This window comes from Amycolatopsis sp. lyj-84 (assembly GCF_046549075.1).
GTDB lineage: Bacteria > Actinomycetota > Actinomycetes > Mycobacteriales > Pseudonocardiaceae > Amycolatopsis.
This window is the reverse complement of sequence record NZ_JAJPWO010000006.1, coordinates 402,246-422,898: the sequence shown is the minus strand read 5'-3', so window position 1 is coordinate 422,898 and position 20,653 is coordinate 402,246. Positions and strand designations below refer to the sequence as shown.

Here is a 20,653-nt window from a genome sequence, read left to right as displayed (position 1 = left end):
GGCGGGTCCGGTGTCAGCCGGGACGCACCGCAGTTTCGGCGGCGACAGCCAGCTCCGGCGCGGTGAGGCTCATCGTCGTCGAGGCGTCGCGCCGGTCGGCCACCAAGTGCAGGTGCTGCAGGCCGTCCGCGGCGGCTTCGCCGAGCACGGCGAGGCAGTCGCAGGCGTCGGTGGTGAACCCGGCGAACCGGTAGGCGATCTCCATCATCCGGTTGCGGTCGGTGGCCCGGAAGTCCGCGACCAGATGCCCGCCCGCCCGCGCGGCCTCGTCGATCAGCCAGTTGAGCAGCACCGCGCCCGCGCCGAAAGTGACCACCCGGCAGGAGGTCGCGAGCAGCTTCAGGTGCCACAGCCGCGGATGCCGTTCCAGCAGCAGCACGCCGACCGCGCCGTGCGGGCCGAACCGGTCGGTGAGGGTGACGGTGAGCACCTCGTGGTCGGGATCGACGAGTAGTTTCCGCAGGTCCGCGTCGGAGTAGTGCACGCCGGTCGCGTTCATCTGACTGGTGCGCAGGGTCAGCTCCTCGACCCGCGACAGGTCGACCTCGTCGGCGCGCTTGATCGCCATCACCAAATCGAGGCTGCGCAGGAAGTCCTCGTCCGGGCCGTTGAAGGTCTCCTTCTCCGCGTCCCGGCGGAAACTGGCCTGGTACATCTCGCGACGGCGGCGCGCGTCGACGGTGACGACCTCGGGGCTGAACTCTGGCAGCCCGGTCAGCTCGCCCGCCTGTGTGGCGTCGTAGCAGCGCACGGCGTCGCTGTGGTAGTTCACCTCCGCCCGCTCCGTCGGCAGGTCGTCGATGAAGGCGATGGTGGTCAGCGCGAAGTTCAGCCGCTCCGCGATCTCCGCCACCGAATCGGACTTGCGGCCCCAGCCGATCTGCGGATGCACGAAGTACTCGGCGAGGCCGAGCTTCTCCAGGTGCTTCCAGGCGAGGTCGTAGTCGTTCTTGCTGGCGATGGAGTTCAGGACGCCGCGGGAGTCGAGTTCGACGATGGTCTCCCGGATCCCCGGGAACAGTTCCACGTCCGGGTCCTCCAGCAGGGTCCCGTCCCATACGGTGTTGTCCAGGTCCCAGACCAGGCATTTGACCAAGGTCGGCTTGTCGGTCACGGAAGTTCTCCTCCCCGGTTGCGCAAGACGTGATCGGCCAGGATCAGCTTGCAGATCTCGTTGCTGCCCTCGATCAGTTCCATCAGCTTCGCGTCGCGGAACGCGCGGGCGGCGACGTGCCCGTCCCCCGCACCCGTCGAACCGTGCAGTTGAACGGCGGCCGCGGCGGCACGAGCCGCGTAGCCGGCGCTCACGTGCTTGGCGAGCACCGTCAGCGCGCCGAGGTCGGGCGAGAAGCTGTCCCAGCCCTGGCTGGCGTGTTCGCAGGCGCGCAGGCTCAGCTGCTCGGCCACGTACATCTCGGCCAGGTGTTCCTGCACCAGCTGGTGTTCGGCGAGCGCCACCCCGCCCTGGCGGCGGTGCGCGACGTGCCGCGCGGCAGAGTCGAGGCAAGCCCGGATGATGCCGACACATCCCCAGGCGATCGACATCCGGCCGTAGGACAGCGCCGTGGTGAACAGCAGCGACAGCGGCTGCTCGCCCCCGCCGAGTACCGCGGAGGCGGGGATCGCCACGTTGTCCAGGAAAATGTTCGCGTGCCCGGCGGCCCGGCACCCCATCGGATGCGGCACCGGTTCGACCCGCACGCCCTGGGCGTCGGTGGGCACCACGACCGCGGCGGCGCCGTCCCCGTCGCCGTGGCGGGCCACGATGAGCACGAAATCGGCGTAGCGGGTGCCGGTGACCCACTTCTTCTCGCCGTCGAGGACGAACCCGTCCCCTTCCGGCTTGAGACGGGTGCGCATGGCGGCGAGATCGCTGCCCGCGCCCGGTTCGCTGAACCCGACCGCGGTCAGCTCACCGCCGGTGAGCCTGCCGAGCAGCTCGCGGCGCTGCACCTTGTCGCCGAAGCGCTGGACGGTCCACGCCACGATGCCCTGCGAGGTCATGATGCTGCGCAGCGAACTGCACAGTTCGCCGGCCTCGGCGGTGAACTCCCCGTTTTCGGCGCTGCTCAGGCCCCGTCCGCCGAACGACTCCGGCACCTGCGCGCAGAGCAGGCCGCGGGAGCCGAGGTCCCGCAGCAGCCCGGTCGGCAGCTCGCCCTCGACGTCCCAGCCCGCGGCCCGGTCGCCGACGAGCTCGCCGAGCAGGGCGACCTCGTCGGCGATCTTCTCAAACATCGCCGTCCTGGAGCCGGAGCACCAGCTCGGTCATCGCCACCACGGTGCGGAAGTTGTCCAGTTTGAGGTCCGGGCCGACGATGGCGATGTCGTAGGTCGATTCGAGGTGCACGACGAGCTGCATCGCGAACATCGAGGAGACGACGCCGGAGGTGAACAGGTCCTGGTCGGCCTCGACGTCGGTCTTGATGCGCTCGCTGAGGAAGCCGAGCAGCTCCTGCTGAAGGCTTTCCGCGGTGCGCGACGTGGCGGTGGTCTCCCCGGTAGTCATGACGCGACCTTTCCGTAGTCGTAGAAGCCCCGGCCGGTTTTCCGGCCGAGGTGGCCGTCCGCCACCTTCTGCAGCAGCAGGTCGCAGGGGCGGCAGCTTTCGTCGCCGCGGCGCTCGTAGAGCACGTTGAGGGAATCGACCAGGTTCTCCAGGCCGATCAGGTCGCCGGTGCGCAGCGGTCCGGTCGAGTGGCCGAGGCAGCCTTCGAGCAGGCCGTCGACCACCTCGACGGAGGCGACGCCCTCCTCCACCAGCATCGCCGCGGTGTTGATCAGCGGGTGCAGCAGCCGGTTGATCACGAACCCGGCCGAGTCCTCGATCACCAGCGATTCCCGGCCCAGCACCGAAAGCAGCCCGACGGCGTTGTCCAGCACCGCAGGCGCGGTGCGCGGGCCGCGGATCACCTCGACCATCTTGATCAGGTACGAGGGGTTCATGAAGTGCACGCCGACCAGTTCTTCCGGACGCGCGGTCCAGGCGGCCATCTCGTCGATCGGGATGCACGAGGTGTTGGAGATCAGCGTGGTGCCCGGGGCCACGATCCGCGAGGCCTCTGCGAGCACCTTTTCCTTCACCTCGGCTACCTCGGTGACGGCCTCGACGACGGTGGTCGCGTCCGCGATCGAGGACAGCGAGGTGCTGGTGGTCAGTTCGGCCGTCGGGCGGTCCGGCAGGACGCCCATCAGCTGGGCGTGCCGGGTCTTCTGCGCGATGGTGGCCTTCGCCGTGTCCAGAACGGACTCGTCGATGTCCACCAGCACGACCGGGACGCCGTGGCCGAGCGCGAGTGTCGAGATGTTCGTGCCCATCACCCCGGCGCCGATGACGGCGAGTCGGTGATCTTCGTAAGCCGTGGTCATACGTTCTTCCCTGCGGTCTCGTGAGCCGATTCCTGCCTTGCTTGTGACGCGCGCACCCACGCGGCCAGCGCCGCGGGAGTCGGGTGCTCGAACACCTCGGTCAGCCCGAGGGGGGTTCCGGTGAGCTCTTCGGCCTGCTGCGCCAGCACGGCGCCGAGCAGCGAATGGCCGCCCGCTTCGAAGAAGTGGGTCCGTGCGGTGGCCTCGCCGCCGAGCAGCTTCGCCCAGATCCGCACCAGGTCCTCGACCACTGCGTCCTCGTGGTCGCGGTCGCCGGTTTCCGGCCGGGCCTCCCGTTCGGCGAGCAGCCGCAGCGCCTCGGTGTCGACGCTGCCGTCGGCGGTCTCCGGCAAGGCCTCCAGCGACACCACCGGCCAGGGGACTTCCTTCGCTGCCAACGGTTTCGCTGCCACCGCGAAGACGACGACGGTGTGTTCCCCGTCGTCCGCCGGGACGGCGACCGCCGCCGCGGCGGACACGCCGGGCTCGTCCAGCAGCGCCGCTTCGAGGTCGCCGAGGTCGACCGGACCGTGCGCGGTGTCGAACCGGCGGCCGAGCTGACCGAGCCATTCGATCGCGCCGTCGGGCAACCAGCGGGCCAGTTCTCCGGTGCGCGCAGGGCCATCGCCGGTGTCCAGGCACAGTTCGCCGCGGACGCCGACGGGCAGTTCCCGTCCGTCCGGAGCGACGATGGAGACTCGGCCGCCGGACAGTGCTCGTTCGCCGGGAGTCAGGGAGAGCCGTTCCTCCAACGCGGCCGCCGCGCGGGCCGGAGTGGCTGCGGGAACTGTCACGGCGATAGGTGCGCGATGGGCACGTTCGACGGTCTCGCGGTCGGTGTCGCTCCACCCGGCGGTTTCGGCCAGCGGCCGGTCCGGTGACCGGGCGGCGGCGACCAGCAGGGCGTCCAGCCGCCGCAGCAGCGCCGCCACGTCGGCGCGGTCCAAGTTCTCGGTGGAGTACCGGAACTGGATCTCCGGGGTGCTCTGCGAGGCGACCAGTTCGAGGTCGAACTTGCTGTAGGGGTTGTCTACCCGCAGCAGCCGGGCGGACTGGCCGGCCACGGCCAGTTCGGTGACCGGCGAGTCGGGCACGAAGTTGAACAGGTGCCGGTAAAGCGCGGTCTGCCAGGTGGAGCCGATGCCGGGCAGTTCGCCGGTCAGCTCCTCCACCGAGGTGTGCGCGTGCGCCATCGCGCCGAGGAAGGCGTCCCGGGCGTGCCGGACGAGCGGGCCGAACCCGGCCGCCAGATCCACCTGCATCCGGATCGGCACCACGTTCACGTGGTAGCCGATGGCGCCGCTGTTCTCGCCGCGGACGTCGACCGGGGTCCCGACCACCAGATCGGCGCCCGCGCCGTGCGCGACGAGCAGCGCGGAGTAGGCGGCCAGCAGTACCGCCGCGACCGGGGCGCGCAGCTTCCGCTGCAACTGCCCGATCGCCGCCAGCGCTTCGCCGGAGAGCGGGTGGCGCGCGTAGTCGCCGCGCATCATCGGCCGGTGGACGCGGGGCCGTCCGCACCACAGGTCGAGCGTGCCGGGGGTGAAGCCGCTCAGGTTTTCGCGCCAGTACTCGAGATCGGCGGGCCGCGGCCGGCTTTCCACGCCCGCCGGGGGCCGCGCCGGGGCGGGCGGCACCGGACGCCCGGCGACGATCGCCTCGTAGACCGGGAGGAACTCCTGCAGGAACAGCGCGGCGGAGGTCATGTCGAACGCCAGGTGGTGCACGCCGAGGCAGAACAGGTCGCCGTCCGGGCCGCGGGCGTGTCCCGCGCGGATCAGCAGATCGCCCTCCAGCGGGAACGGGCGGTCCACGAACGCGGTGAGGTCCTTTTCCAGCTCCGCGCCGGAAAGTTCGAGCGGTTCGACCGTCACCTCGGACACCTCCGCCGAGTCGGCGGGCAGGATCTCCTTGACCAGGTCAGCGCCACCGGCGTGGAAGACCGTGCGGAGCGCCTCGGTGCGCGCCACCACCACGGCCAGCGCCTCGCGCAGCGCGTCCGGGCGCAGCCGCCCCGCCACGTGCAGGGCGAAGCCGAGGTTGTTGATCCCCGCGCCGGGGACCAGTTCCTCCATCAGCCACAGTGCTTTTTCTTTGTTGGTCGTCGCGGTCGTCGTGGCGGCCATCGCGCTCAGAACCCGGAGTGGTCTCGGAGCACCCGCGCGGTTTCGTCGGCGCGCAGCAGGTCGGCGTGGCTGACTTCGAGGCGGAACCGCTTGTCGATCAGCTTGGTCGCGTTGACCGCGGTGGGGGCGCCGTCCTCTTCCAGCGCCGCGTAATCGGTGGAGGTGAGCGCGAGCGAACGGCCCCAGGCGGAGGCGGGGTCGATGCCCTCGGCGGCGGTGAGCCACGCCATGTAGGTCTCGAAGAACCGGACGACCTCTTCGCCGCGTTCCGGCGCGAGGCCGACCTTGCGGAACGCGCCGGTGGCCACCTCGCGGTAGAGCGCGACGATCTCCTCGGTGGCGTCGGCCAGCGCGATCCCCGGCGTGGTCACGATCTCGACGGCCCGCAGCCGGGCCTGGCTCGCTTCATCCGCGGTGAGCACCGGGCCGCCGAGCGCGATCAGCTTGTCGATCTCCACCGCGAGCAGCTGCTTGTCGGTGACCTGCCCGTCGAACAGCACCACGGCCGGTTCGGTGCTCTGCCGCCGCGCGATCCGCTCGGCGATCTCCGCCGCGTAGACGCCGCCGAGGCAGTAGCCGAGTACCGCGACCACCTCGCGGCCGCTCAACTGCTCGTCGCCGGTCCAGTAGTCGAGGTAGGTCTCCGGGCCGGGCCGATCGGCGAGGGTCACCGCGGGCAGCTTCGTCTGGAGCACGCCGTGGGCGGACCACGCGGAGCCCATCACCGCGGTCAGATCCGCGAATCCCGCTTCGGGACGGCCGGGCGCGGGAAAATCGACGGCGAGGACGACGGAGTTCGACGTGGGGGCGGAGAGCACGCTCCACGATTCTTCGTTCGGCACTGGTAGATCCCATCATCGAAGTCGGACGGCCAAGTTCCCCGCGCTCGCGGACGGCGAACGCGCGCGACGATTCCCCTGGACCGCCCGGGAAAAGGCGGCCCCGCGCGCTTTCGCCTAGCCCGCCGAACCGGCGGGGTCGTGCAGTTCCTTCGCCAGGAAGTCCGCGATGGCTTCCGGCAGGTAGTTGTCGTAGACGAAACCCTCGGGCAGCTTAAGACCAGTCCGCGCGTCGAACCTCTCGCGCAGTTGAACGGCCGACATCGACGTCGCGCCCAGATCGAAGATGTCCGTGCTCGGCCCGACCTCGTCGACCGACGCGTAACCGAGCACGCCGGCGATCTCCTCGCGGACCAGTCCGAGCAGCACTTCCCGGCGCTCCGCCTCGGTCTTCCCCGCCAGCAACGGCAGCCACTGCGACTCCGCCGCGGCTTCCCCGCCGGGCCCGGCGCCGGCACCGCGCCAGGCGACGATCCGTTCCAGCACCGCGGAAAGCGGCATTTCGGCACTCAACTGCTCGGTCGTACCGAGCACTTCGGACAGTGCCGTCAGGTCACCGCCGTCGAGTGCGGCCCAGAACTCCCGCTCCCCTCGCACCTGCTTGTGCACAGCGGGCGGGGCGGGCCAGAACCGGTTGCGCTGGAACGCATACGTCGGCAGGTCCACCCGTCGTCCGCGGCCGAGCAGTGCGGTCCAGTCCACCGCGGTGCCCTGGACGTGCACCGCGGAAAGCGCGGTCAGCACCGCGCTCAGACCGGGCACCGCACCGGACAGTGCGGCGGTGACCGTGGCCTCCGGTTCCGCCGGGCTCAGCCGCTCGGCGCCGAACTCCACGTATTCGCCGAACCCGCCGAGTTCTTCCACCGGCAGCACCGGGACACGTCCCGCGCGCCGTTCCGCCGGGGTGTCCGCGGCGAGCGACGCCGCCGCTTCGGCCAGGGTCAACTCCCCTGCCACCGTCGCGGCCGCGAGCTCGCCGATCCCTTGCCCGGCGACAGCTGCCGGGCGCACGCCCGCCGAACGCCACAGCCCGGCCAGCGAAACCTGCACGGCCCAGCGGACTTCCGGCCGGTCCGAGCCGGTTCGCACCCCCTCGTCCAACTCGACGGACAGCGCCCGCGCGCACTCGGCGATGCTCGCCGCGAAGGCGGGAGACTCGTCCATCAGCTCAGCCAGCGGACCGAACCCCTTGTCGGGGAAGACAAACACGGCCTTGCGGTCGGTCGCGACGCCCGTCGGCACTTCCGGCGACGGTGTGCCGTCGGCGAGCGCAGACAGCCCGGCGAGCAGGCCGTCGCGGTCGCGGCCGACGACGACGGCGCGGTGGCCGAAGACCGTTCTGGTGCGGGCCAAGGAAAAACCGACGTCGACCAAGTCCGCGTCCGGCCGGTCGAGCAGGTGCGCCCGCAGCCGCGCGGCCTGTGCCCGCACCGCTTCCCCGGTCCGCGCGGACAACGCCCACGGCACCACCGCCGGGCCGCCGGACCGCTCCGGCTGTTCAGCCGCGACCGGGGCTTCCTCCACGATGACGTGTGCGTTGGTGCCGCTGATCCCGAACGAGGACACCCCGGCTCGTCGGGGCCGTCCGCCCGAGGGCCAGGACACCGGTTCGGTGAGCAACCGCACCTCGCCCGCCGACCAGTCGATGTGTGGCGAGGGCTCGTCCACGTGCAGGGTCTGCGGGAGGCGCTGGTTCCGGAGGGCGAGCACCATCTTGATCACCCCGGCCACCCCCGCGGCCGCCTGCGTGTGCCCGATGTTGGACTTCACCGAGCCCAGCCACAGCGGCCGCTCCGCCGCGCGATGCTGCCCGTAGGTCTCGATCAGCGCTTGCGCCTCGATGGGATCGCCCAGCGAGGTGCCGGTGCCGTGCGCCTCCACGGCGTCCACTTCGGACGCAGTGAGGTGCGCGTTCGCCAGCGCCGCCCGGATGACCCGTTGCTGCGACGGGCCGTTCGGCGCGGTGAGGCCGTTGGAGGCGCCGTCCTGGTTGGTCGCGCTGCCCCGGAGGACCGCGAGCACGGGGTGCCCCGCGCGGCGCGCGTCCGACAGCCGTTCCAAGACGAGCAGCCCCGCGCCCTCGGCGAATCCGGTGCCGTCCGCGCCCGCCGCGAAGGCCTTGCACCGGCCGTCCGGCGCCAGCCCGCGCTGACGGGAGAACTCGACGAACGTGCCCGGCGTGGCCATGATCGTGACCCCGCCGGCCAGCGCCATCGAGCATTCGCCGCTGCGCAGCGCCTGCGCGGCCAGGTGCAGGGCCACCAGCGCGGAGGAGCACGCGGTGTCCACGGTCATCGTGGAGCCCTCGAGGCCCAGCGTGTAGGCCAGCCGTCCGGAAAGGATGCTCGTGGCGATGCCGGTCATCAGGTGGCCTTCGAGGTCGGCGCTGCCCTCTTCGGCGAGCACGCTCTGCTCGTAGCCGGAGGTGTAGCCGCCCACGAACGCCCCGGTCTGGCTGCCGCGCAGCGAGGTCGGGTCGATCCCGGCCCGTTCGAACGCCTCCCAGGACAGTTCCAGCAGCAGGCGTTGCTGCGGGTCCATCGCCAGCGCCTCGCGCGGGCTGATCCCGAAGAACGCGGCGTCGAACGCGCTGGCGTCGGAGAGGAAGCCGCCCGCCTGGGTGTAGGAGGTGCCGGTGTGCGCGGCGTCCGCGTCGTACAGGCCGCCGAGGTCCCAGCCGCGGTCGGCGGGGAACGCCGAGATGACGTCCTCACCGCCGTCCACCAGCCGCCAGAACTCCTCCGGGCTGTCGACCCCGCCGGGGAACCGGCAGCTCATCCCGACGATGGCGACGGGCTCGTGGTCGGTGGCCCCACCGGTGACGACCGGCGCGGCCGGGCGCGCGGCGACCCCGCCGAACTGTTCGGCGAGCCGCACCGCGAGCGCGGTCGGGTTCGGGTAGTCGAAGACCAGGGTCGCGGGCAGCCGCAGGTCGGTCGCGGTGCTGAGCCGGTTGCGCAGCTGCACCGCGGTCAGCGAGGTGAAGCCCAGGTCGGTGAACGCCCGTTCCGGATCGACCGCTTCGCCGGTCGCGTGCCCCAGCGTCGCGGCGACGTGGGTCCGCACCAGGCCGAGCAGCACCTCGTGCCCGTCCTGCGCGGACAGCGCGGCGAGCTGCTCGCGCAGCGAATCCGCGCCCGCCGCGCCGGACGAAGCGCTCCGGCGAGCCGGGCCGCCGAGCAGCGCCCGCCACAACGGCGCGACCTCGCCGCTGCGGGCCGCCTGGGTCCGCAGCCGGCCGAGATCGAGACGCACGGGCACCAGGACGGCCTCGGCCCGGTCGAGCGCGTCGTCGAACAGTTCGAGGCCCTCGTCGGCGCTGAGCGCGCCGCCGTCGCGGGCCATCTTGGCGCGTTCGGCGTCGGTGAGCGTGCTGGTCAGGCCGCTGACCTCGGCCCACATGCCCCAGGCGAGGGACGTGCCGGGCAGGCCGGCCGCGCGCCGGTCGGCGGCGAGGGCGTCGAGGAAAGCGTTGGCGGCCACGTAGTTGCCCTGCCCGGCCACGCCGAAGGTGGCCGCGGCCGAGGAGAACAGCACGAAGCGCGCCAGGTTCCGGTCTCGGGTGAGTTCGTGCAGGTGCCAGGCGGCGAACGCCTTAGGCCGCAGCACAGTGTCCACACGCGACTCGGTGAGCGAAGTGATCGTCGCGTCGTCGAGCACACCGGCGGTGTGCACCACGGAGGTAAGCTCCGGGATCGCGTCGACCACGGTGGCCAGTTCGGCCCGGTTCGCCGCGTCGCAGGCGAGGACGGCCACTCCGGTGCCGCGATCGGCTAGTTCGGCGGCCAGCGCCGCCGCCCCGGCGGCGGCGGGACCGGATCGGCTGGTCAGCACCACCGCGTCGGCCTGTCCAGTGGTCACCAGATGCCGGGCGACGAGTGAGCCGAGGGTGCCGGTGCCGCCGGTCACCAAGGCGGTGCCCGCGACCGGCGGGTGCGCTGCCCCTTGCCGGGCGCCGCTCGGGCGGGCGAGCCGCCGGGCGTAGGCGAGCCGCCCTCGGACCGCCAGTTCCGGTTCCCCACTGTCCACAATGGTCGGCAGGAGCGCGGCGGCGGCGCCGTCGGGCAGATCGGCCAGCACTACCCGGCCGGGGTTTTCCGCCTGTGCGGACCGTACCAGTCCCCACGCCGCGGAACCGGCCAGATCGCCGATCCGCTCACCGGGCTCGACGGCCTGGCTCCGCCGGGTCAGGAGCACCAGCCGCGTCTGCTCCAGCCGTTCCTCCGCCAGCCACGACTGGAGCAGGTTCAGCGTGTCCACAGTGGCCTGGCGCGCCGCCTTCGCCGCGTCGGCCGCGTCTCCGTCACCGACCCAAACCAGCACCACGTCGGGGGTTTTCTCCGCCGCGATCAGCACAGGAAGGTCCACAAAGGACCGCAGCGTGAGCGTGTCGGTGAGGCCGAAACGGTCAGCTCCGAGAAGAGCCCAGTCCCCGGCGAGCGCGGGTGCCTCGCCGATCGCGGACCACTCCACCGCGAACAACGCGTCCGCCACGCTGGGTCCGGCGACGGTCGGCTGATCCGTCGCGAGCGGACGGGTGATCAGCGAGTCCACCGTGATCACCGTAGCCCCGGTTGGGTCGGCGGCCGTCACGGTCAGCGCGCCGGTGTGGTCCCGGCGCAACCGCGCCCGGAGCGCCGACGCCCCGCTCGCGTGCAGCCGCACTCCCGTCCACGCGAACGGCAGGCGCACCTCGCCGGATTCGGCGGTGCCGGTCAGCGCGCTGGCGTGCAGCACCGCGTCGAGCAGCGCGGGGTGCAGGCCGAACGCTCCCGCGTCGAGCCCGTCCGGGAGGGCGACCTCGGCGAAGACATCCTCACCGCGACGCCAGACCGCTTGCAGGCCGCGGAAGGCCGGGCCGTAGCCGTACGGGCCTTCGTCCGCGTACATCCCGTCGATGTCCACAGCAGTGGCCTCGCGGGGCGGCCAGACGGCCAGCTCGGGGTCCCGGGTCTCCGCGGTCGTCGCCGTAGTGACGGTGCCACTGGCGTGTTGAGTCCAGTTCTCGTCCGCGTCGTCGCGGCGCGCGAACACCTCGACCGTCCGACGCCCGTCCTCTGCGTCGCCCAGCACCACCTGGACCTGCACGCCGCCGTCGGCCGGGATCACCAGCGGAGCCTGCAAAGTCAGCTCTTCCAGCAGGCCGCAGCCCATCTGGTCCCCGGCCAGCACCGCCAGTTCCACGAACGCCGTGCCCGGCAACAGGAGCACCCCGTTCACGACGTGGTCGGCCAGCCACGGATGCATGCGCACCGACAACCGGCCAGTGCACACCATGCCTGCGCCGCCGGCCAGTTCCACCGCCGCGCCCAGCAAGGGATGGTCCACGGCGCCCAAGCCCAACGAGACCGCGTCACCGGCACCACCGCCACCGGGCTTCGGCCAGTACCGCACATGGTCGAACGCATAGGTCGGCAGGTCCACGTGGGCGCCGGACGGCAGCACCGCCGCCCAGTCCACCGGCGCACCGTGCACGAAAGCTTCCGCGAACGAGGCCAGCAACCGCGCCGCACCGCCGTCGTCCCGGCGGAGCGTGCCGCACACGACGCCGGGCGCCGCGCCCGGACCGGCGGCGGCGACCACCTCGTCCAGGGTGTCCGTCATCGCGCCGAGCAGGACCGGGTGCGGGGTCACCTCGATGAACATCCGGTGCCCGTCGCCCGCCACCGACCGGATCGCGCGATCGAACCTGACCGGCGCACGCAGGCTCTCGTACCAATACCCGGCGTCGAGTTCCTCGCCGGTCAGAGTTACCCCGGACATCGCCGACACCATCGGCACCCGGCCCCGCCGCGGCGACACCTCCGCCAGCACCGCGCGGATCTCCTCTTCCAGGCTCTCGACCTGCGCACAGTGCGACGCGTAATCCACCGCGACCATCCGTGCCCGGATGCCCTCGGCGTCCAGTTCGGACTTCAGCCCGGCCAACGCCTGCGGCTCACCCGAGACGACCACCGCGGCCGGACCGTTCACGGCCGCGAGCGACAGTCGATCATCCCATCGGCCGAGCCGTTCCTCCACTTCAGAGGCAGCGGCGCTGACCGACAGCATGCCGCCCCGGCCCGCCAACGCCTTCAACGTCTTCGAGCGCAGCGCCACCACCCGCGCACCGTCCTCGACGGACAGCATCCCCGCGACGGTCGCCGCCGCGATCTCACCCTGCGAATGACCGACCACCACGTCCGGCCGGACCCCGGCCGCTTCCCAGACGGCGGCAAGGGAAACCATGACCGCCCACAGCGCGGGCTGGACGACATCCGCCGACTCCAGCTCGCCGCCGAGCGCCTCGGACAGCTTCCAGTCCACAAAGGACTCCAGCGCCCGCTCGCATTCGGCGAGCCGGGCCGCGAACACCGCGCTCGACCGCGCGAGTTCCTCGCCCATGCCGAGCCACTGCGAACCCTGACCGGCGAAGACGAACACCGGGCGCACGTCGTCGCGGACCACTCCGGCGGACGTCGAGCCGGACGGGACGCCGTCGGCGAGGTCGCGCAGGCCCGCGAGCAGGGCGTCCTGGTCGCCGACGACCACGGCGCGGTGTTCGAACGCGGACCGGGTGATAGCCAGCGACCAGGCCACGTCGGCCGGCGCCAGCGCCTCCCGGGCCGTGGCCCAGCCGTGCAGCCGCTCGGCCTGGCGCGCCAGGCCGTCCGCCGTCCGCCCGGAAACCAGCCAAGCGCCGATCCCGCCGGATTCGACCGCCGTGGACGGCGGGACCACCTCGGTCTCGGCGTCGTCCGCGGCGGGGGCCTCCTCGACCAGGATGTGCGCGTTGGTGCCGCTGATGCCGAACGAGGAAATACCGGCTCGGCGCACCCGGTCGCCGGAGGGCCACGGAGCCGGGGCGTCCAGCAGCCGGACCGCGCCGGACTCCCAGTCGACATGCGACGAAGGCTCTTCGACGTGCAGCGTGCGTGGAATCTCCTGATGCTGCAACGCCAACACCATCTTGATCACGCCCGCCACGCCGGCCGCCGCCTGCGTGTGCCCGATGTTCGACTTCACCGAACCCAGCCACAACGGGCGGTCGCGGTCTTGGCCGTAGGTGGCCAGCAACGCCTGCGCCTCGATCGGGTCGCCCAGCACCGTGCCGGTGCCGTGCGCCTCCACCACGTCCACATCGGACTCCGACAACCCGGCATTCGCCAGTGCCGCGCGAATAACGCGCTGCTGCGAAGGACCATTCGGCGCCGTCAACCCGTTCGACGCACCGTCCTGGTTCACCGCGCTGCCGGCCACCACGGCCAGCACCTGGTGCCCGTTGCGCCGCGCGTCCGAAAGCCGCTCCACCACCACGACGCCCGCGCCCTCGGCGAAGCCCATGCCGTCCGCGTCGTCGGAGAACGCCTTGCACCGGCCGTCTGCTGCCAAACCGCGCTGCCTGCTGAACCCGACGATGCCGTCCGGGGTGGCGATGACCGTCGAGCCGCCGGCGAGCGCCATCGAGCACTCCCCCGCCCGGATCGCCTGGACCGCGAGGTGCAGCGCGACCAGCGAGGACGAGCACGCGGTGTCCACGGTGATCGCCGGGCCTTCGAGGCCGAGCGTGTAGGAGATCCGGCCGGACAGCACGCTGGTGGCGAAACCGGTGGTCGCGTGCCCTTCGCTGCCCTCCGCGCCCGCGCCGAGGCTCATCCCGTAGCCGGAAGCGAACCCGCCGACGAACACGCCGGTCTGGCTGCCGCGCAGCGAACCGGGGTCGATCCCGGCCCGCTCGATCGCCTCCCAGGAGACTTCGAGCAGCTGCCGCTGCTGCGGGTCCATGGCGAGCGCCTCGTGCGGGCTGATGCCGAAGAAGCCCGCGTCGAAGCCGCCGGCGTCGGACATGAAGCCGCCGGACCGGGTGTAGAGGGTGCCCACGCTGTCCGGGTCGGGGTCGTAGACCGTCTCCCAGCCGCGGTCGTCCGGGAACCCGGCGACCGCGTCGGTCCCGGTGCGCAGCAGCCGCCAGAACGATTCGGGGCCGGTGACGTCGCCGGGATAACGGCAGGCCATGCCGACGATCGCGATCGGCTCGCCGGTGGCCGCCGCGGCGTGCGCCGCCACCGAGCGCACCGGCGCCGCGGAGCCGTCCACCAGCAGCGAGGTGAGGTGCCCGGCCAGCACGAGCAGGGTCGGGTAATCGAAGACGAGGGTGGCGGGCAGCCGCAGACCGGTGGCGGCGTTCAGCCGGTTCCGCAGTTCGACCGCGGTCAACGAGTCGAAGCCCAGCTCGGTGAAGACCCGGTTCGCGCCGATCGCCTCGGGGGAACGGTGGCCGAGCACCGCCGCCACATGGGTGCGCACCAGATCGACGAGGGCGCGTTCCCGGTCCGGTTCGGACAGTCCGGCCAGCCGCTGCCGCAACGAGTCCGCGCCGACCTCCGACGCCGCCGTCCGGCGGCCTGGCCTGGCGGTGATCAGTGCCCGCCAGACCGGCGGGACTTCGCCGCCCTTGGCAGCCTGCGCCCGCAGTCCCGCGATGTTCAGCAGCGCGGGCACCAGGACCGCTTCGTCGCGCGACACCGCGCGGTCGAACAGCGCGAGACCGTCCTGCGCGCTCAGCGCCGCCACGCCGCCCCGGTTGATCCGGGACCGTTCCGCGTCGCTGAGCTGCCCGGTCAGTGCGCTGGTCTCGGCCCACATACCCCACGCCAGCGAGGTTCCCGGCAGCCCCGCCGCGCGCCGATCCGCCGCGAGACCGTCCAGAAAGGAATTCGCCGCGACGTAGTTCCCCTGCCCCGGCGCGCCGAACGTCGACGCCGCCGAGGAGAACAGGACGAACTCGTCCAGCTCGCGGTCCTTGGTCAGCTCGTGCAGGTTCCACGCACCGTCCACTTTGGGCCGCATGACGGCCGACACGCGCTCGGACGTCAGCGACGCGATCGTGGCGTCGTCCAGGACGCCCGCCGTGTGCACGACCGACTTCAGCAACGGCACCCCGCGCAGCACGGTGGCGAGATCCTCGCGCTCCGCCGCGTCACAGGCGACAACGCGGACCGACGCGCCCAACGACGCCAACTCCGCCGCCAGCGTCGCGACGTCCGGCGCACCCGGGCCCGAACGACCGGTCAGCACCAACTCGTCCGCACGCCCGGTCGACGCCAGATGCCGGGCGACCAGACCGCCCAACGTCCCGGTGCCACCGGTGATCAGCGCCGAGCGGGAAGCCGACACCGCCGCGGCCGGAATGGTGAAGACCATCTTGCCGGTGTGCTTGGCCTGCGACATGAACCGGAACGCATCCCGCGCCCGCCTCACATCCCACACCCGCACCGGCAGCTTCGCCAGCACGCCCGAGGCCATCAGCTCGACCACCCGCACCAACATCCGGTGCAGGCCCGCCGAGCCGGCCTCCGCCAGATCGAACGGCCGGTAAACCACTCCGGCGGAAATCGTCTCCGGGGCCCGCAGGTCAGTGCGGCCCATCTCCACGAACGAACCACCCTCAGGCAGCAGCCGCAGCGACGCGTCCACCAACTCGCCCGCCAACGAGTTCACCACGATATCCACACCACGACCACCCGTCGCGACAAGGAAATCACGCTCGAACTCAACACCGCGCGAGGTCGAAACATGGTCCGCGTCCAGACCCAGACCAGCCAGCACACCGTGCTTCGCCGGGCTGGCAGTAGCGAAAACCTCCAACCCCAGATGCCGCGCGATACGGACCGCCGCCATCCCCACGCCGCCCGCGGCCGCGTGCACCAGCACCCGCTGCCCGGACCGCGCGCCCGCCAACTCCACCAGCGCGTACCAAGCCGTCAGGAACGCCACCGGCACCGAAGCAGCGTCCACTTCGGACCAGCTGTCCGGAATGCCGACGAGATGCCGCGCGTCGGCGACCACCTCCGGACCGAACCCGCCGGACACGATACCCAGCACCCGGTCACCCACCCCGAAACCGGCCACCCCGGGCCCGACCTCCAGGACCCGGCCCGCGACCTCACCACCCATCACCCCACCACCGGGATACATCCCCAACGCGATCAGCACGTCCCGGAAGTTCAAGCCCGCGACCCGCACGCCCACCCGGACCTGGCCCGGCCCCAGCGCCACGTCGGCCACCGGAGCCGGCACGAGTCCGTCGAGGGACCCGTTCTCGTCCGGCTCCAGCCGCCACAAGCCCCCCGGCAACACGAGATCACCGGACGGACGAGTCAGCCGCCGTCCCAACGCGACACCACCGCGAACGGCCACCTCCGGCTCACCACTGTCCATAATGGACGGGAGCTGCGCGAGGTCCGCGTCGTCGAGGACGTCGGCCAGCACCAGCCGTCCGGGGTTCTCCGACTGGGCCGACCGCACGAGACCCCAGACCGCGGCCCCGGCCAGATCGTGCACCCGCTCGCCGGGCACCGAAGCCACCGCGCCGCGGGTCAGCACGACCAGGCGCGCCGCTTCGAGACGTTCGTCGGCCAGCCACCGCTGGACCACGTCGAGCACTTCGGCGGTCGCCCGCCTTGCGGATGCGGGCGTGTCGGCGTCCCCGGTGCCGCCGGCGCAGACCACCAGCACACCCGGTGCCGTCTCAGCCGGCGCGGAAAGGTCCGAAATGGACTCGGCCGGAAGGACATCGGCGACGCCGAACCGGTCCTCCCCCACGACTGCCCAGACCTCATCGGCGGGAGTCGACTCGCCGATCTCCGCCCACTCCACCGCGAACAGCGCGTCCTGCACCACCGGGTCGGCGACGCTCAACTGGTCCGCCGCCACCGGACGGGTGCTCAACGACCCCACCGAAACGACGGTCGCGCCGGTGACGTCCGCCGCCACAAAGGACAGTGAGCCGGTCGCGTCCCGGCGCAGCCGCGCGCGCAGCACGGACGCGCCGCCCGCGAACAGCTCCACTCCGGTCCAGGCGAACGGCAGCCGTACTTCGCCGGAGACCTCCGCGTCGGGGCCACCGGCGAACACGCCGGCCTGGAGGACCGCGTCGAGCAACGCGGGATGCAGGCCGAACGCGCCCGCCTGCTCGGCCATGCCCTCGGGCAACGACACTTCGGCGAAGACGTCTTCGCCGCGCCGCCAGACTCCGCGCACGCCCCGGAAAGCCGGACCGTACCGGTAGGAAGCGTCAGCCAAAGCCTCGTAGAGGCCGTCGACCTCGACGCGGGTGGCGTTCCGCGGCGGCCAGACGGCCAGTTCCTCGTCGTGTGTTTCGCCCGGTCCGGATGGGGCCACGGTGCCGCCGGCGTGCTGGGTCCAGCCTTCGCCCGCGTCGTCACGGTGGGCGAACACCTCGACCGCGCGCCGGCCGTCCCGGCCCGCCTCGGACACGATGACCTGCAACTGCACGCCCTGCTCGGCGGGCACCACCAGCGGCGCCTGCAAGGTCAATTCTTCCAGCACGCCGCAGCCCGCCTGGTCCCCGGCCCGCAGGAGCATCTCCACGAAACCGGTGCCAGGCAACAGGATCACCCCGCCGACGCGGTGATCGGCCAGCCACGGATGTGTCCGGACCGACAGCCGGCCGGTGCAGACCAAGCCGGCGCCATCGGCGAGTTCCACCGCCGCGCCGAGCAAGGGGTGATCGACCGCGCCCAGGCCCAGCGACACGGCGTCGCCGCCCAGCACCGGAGCGGTCTCCGAAGGCCAGAACCGTGCCCGCTGGAACGCATATGTCGGCAGTTCCACCCGGTTCCCGGACGGCAGCACCCGCGTCCAGTCCACCGCGACCCCGTGCACGAAAGCCTCGGCGAAGGAAGTGAGCATCCGCGCGCTGCCGCCGTCGTCGCGGCGCAGCGTGCCGCACACCGCGGCGGTGTCGCCCAGGGTGTCGTTCATCGCGCCCAGCAGCACCGGATGCGGGGTCACCTCGAGGAAAACATTGTGTTCCTGCTCGACGAGAAGGCGCACCGCGCGTTCGAAGTGGACAGTCGAGCGCAGGCTCTCATACCAATACCCGGCGTCCAGTTCCTCACCAGTGAGGGTCTCCCCGGACATCGCCGACACCATCGGCACCCGGCCCTTGCGCGGCTCGACCCCCGCCAGCACCGCGCGGATCTCGTCCTCCAGCCGCTCCACCTGCACACCATGCGACGCGTAATCCACCGCCACCATCCGCGCCCGGACACCCTCGGCATCCAGTTCGGACTTCAGCTCAGCCAACGCCTCCGGCTCACCCGAAACCACCACCGCGGACGGACCATTCACGGCCGCAAGCGACAGTCGATCACCCCACCGGCCCAGCCGCTCCTCCACAGCATCGGCAGCCGCGCTGACCGACATCATGCCGCCTAGACCCGCCAACACCTTCAACGACTTGGAGCGCAGCGCAACAACCCGCGCACCGTCCTCAACGGACAACATCCCGGCAACCGTCGCCGCGGCAATCTCGCCCTGCGAATGCCCGACCACCGCCTCCGGGCGCACCCCAGCCGCCTCCCAGACCGCGGCCAGAGACACCATCACCGCCCACAACGCGGGCTGCACCACATCCGCCGTCGTCAGCTCTTCGGCGAGCACATCGGACAGCTTCCAGTCCACAAAGGACTCCAAAGCCGCCTCGCACTCCGCCAGCCGCGCCGCGAACACCGCACTCGCCTGCGCGAGCTCCCGGCCCATGCCGACCCACTGCGAACCCTGCCCGGCGAACACGAACACCGGACGCACTCCCGCCCGCGCCGACCCGGTCACCACCGCACCCGAGGGCACCCCGGCCGCCAGGTCGCTCAACCCCGAAGCGAACTCGCCCGTCACCACCGCGCGGTGCTCGAACACCGACCGCGTCGTCGCCAACGACCAGCCCACGTCCGCCGGAGACAGCTCCGGCCGCGCGAGCACCCACTCGCGCAGCTGTTCCGTCTGCCCGGCAAGGCCTTCAGGCGTCCGCCCGGACAGCACCCACGCGCCACCCACTCCGGTGCCGAGTACCGGCTCCGGTCGCTCAACCGGCGTGGAAGCCGCGGCGGGCGCTTCCTCCAGGATGACGTGCGCATTGGTGCCGCTCAGCCCGAACGACGACACCCCGCCTCGGCGAGGACGTTCGCCTGCGGGCCACGGCGTGCTCTCGGTCAGCAACCGGACGTGGCCTTCGGTCCAGTCCACATGCGGCGAGGGCTCGTCCGCGTGCAGGGTCTTCGGCAGCTCGCCGTGCTGCAGCGCGAGCACCAGCTTGATCACCCCGGCGACCCCGGCGGCCTGCTGGGTGTGCCCGATGTTGGACTTCACCGAGCCCAGCAGCAGCGGCCGGTCTTCCGGCCGGTCCTGGCCGTAGGTGGCCAGCAGGGCCTGCGCCTCGATCGGGTCACCGAGCGTGGTGCCCGTGCCGTGCGCCTCGACCACGTCCACGTCGGCGGACGAGAGATGCGCCCCGGCCAGCGCGGCCTTGATCACCCGTTGCTGCGAAGGCCCGTTCGGCGCGGTCATGCCGTTGGACGCGCCGTCCTGGTTCATCGCACTGCTGCGAAGGACGGCCAGCACCTGGTGCCCGTTGCGCTGGGCGTCGGACAGCCGTTCCACGAGCACCATCCCGGCGCCCTCGGCCATGCCCATGCCGTCCGCGTCCGCGGAGAACGCCTTGCAGCGGCCGTCCTCGGCGAGACCACGCTGCCGTGAGAAGCCGACGAACCCGCTCGGCGAGGCCATCACGGTGACCCCGCCCGCCAACGCCATCGAGCATTCCCCCGACCGCACCGCCTGCGCCGCCAGATGCAGCGCGACCAGCGAAGAAGAGCAAGCCGTGTCGATGGAGACCGCTGGCCCCTGCAAGCCGAGCAGGTAGGAGATCCGGCCGGACATGACGCTGGCCGCGCCGCCGGTCATCAGGTGCCAGGCCAGTCCCTCGGTGGTCTGCAGCGAGGGATGCGTGACGTAGTCCCCCGGCGCGACGCCGATGAACACGCCGGTCCGCGAACCGCGCAGCGCGGCCGGATCGACCCCGGCGGCCTCCAGCGCTTCCCACGAGATCTCCAGCAGCAGCCGCTGCTGCGGGTCCATCGCCAGCGCCTCGCGCGGGCTGATCCCGAAGAACTCGGCGTCGAAGCTCGCCGCGTCCCGCAGGAACCCGCCTTCGACCACATAGGACGTTCCCGGGTTGTCCGGGTCCGGGTCGTAGACGCCCTCGGCGTCCCAGCCGCGGTCGGTCGGGAAACCCGAGATCGCGTCGCCGCCCTCGGACAGCAGCTCCCAGAACTGCGCGGGGGTGCGCACCCCGCCGGGATAGCGGCAGCCCATGCCGACGATGGCCAGCGGCTCGGAAGCCGCCAAGACGAGTTCCCGGTTGCGCGACTTCAGCCGCTCGGTCTCCTTGACCGAGGCCCGCAGCGCTTCCAGGAGCTTGTCAGCCTTCTCGCTCATCGCTGCTTCCACCCATCCCACTCGTCGCGCATCGTCACG

At 71.9% G+C, this 20,653-nt stretch carries 7 protein-coding genes; all 7 read right to left on the bottom strand.

Translation table 11 applies throughout. The features are described from left to right. Positions 1-13: 13 nt before the first annotated feature. Positions 14-1,114 carry an HAD-IIIC family phosphatase gene (locus ACLJRM_RS21105; RefSeq protein ID WP_410664047.1) on the bottom strand — a complete coding sequence of 367 codons (1,101 nt, stop codon included), beginning with the start codon at positions 1,112-1,114 and terminating at the stop codon, positions 14-16. Next, entirely contained in the window at positions 1,111-2,238 is a 1,128-nt protein-coding gene (locus ACLJRM_RS21100) for an acyl-CoA dehydrogenase family protein (protein ID WP_410664046.1), read from the bottom strand. The genes ACLJRM_RS21105 and ACLJRM_RS21100 overlap by 4 nt, the downstream gene beginning before the upstream one ends. Beyond that, entirely contained in the window at positions 2,231-2,509 is a 279-nt protein-coding gene (locus tag ACLJRM_RS21095) for an acyl carrier protein (RefSeq protein ID WP_410664045.1), read from the bottom strand. The genes ACLJRM_RS21100 and ACLJRM_RS21095 overlap by 8 nt, the downstream gene beginning before the upstream one ends. Continuing rightward, positions 2,506-3,369, bottom strand: coding sequence for a 3-hydroxyacyl-CoA dehydrogenase family protein (locus tag ACLJRM_RS21090; protein WP_410664044.1), 864 nt, complete (start codon positions 3,367-3,369; stop codon positions 2,506-2,508). The genes ACLJRM_RS21095 and ACLJRM_RS21090 overlap by 4 nt, the downstream gene beginning before the upstream one ends. Beyond that, complete coding sequence (locus ACLJRM_RS21085; RefSeq protein ID WP_410664043.1) at positions 3,366-5,495, bottom strand: condensation domain-containing protein; 2,130 nt, start codon at positions 5,493-5,495, stop codon at positions 3,366-3,368. The genes ACLJRM_RS21090 and ACLJRM_RS21085 overlap by 4 nt, the downstream gene beginning before the upstream one ends. 5 nt (positions 5,496-5,500) lie before the next feature. Continuing rightward, entirely contained in the window at positions 5,501-6,337 is an 837-nt protein-coding gene (locus ACLJRM_RS21080; RefSeq protein ID WP_410664042.1) for a hypothetical protein, read from the bottom strand. A gap of 114 nt (positions 6,338-6,451) precedes the next feature. Then, positions 6,452-20,614: an SDR family NAD(P)-dependent oxidoreductase gene (locus ACLJRM_RS21075; protein WP_410664041.1), complete on the bottom strand. Its 14,163-nt coding sequence runs from the start codon at positions 20,612-20,614 to the stop codon at positions 6,452-6,454. Between the last annotated feature and the right edge of the window lie 39 nt (positions 20,615-20,653).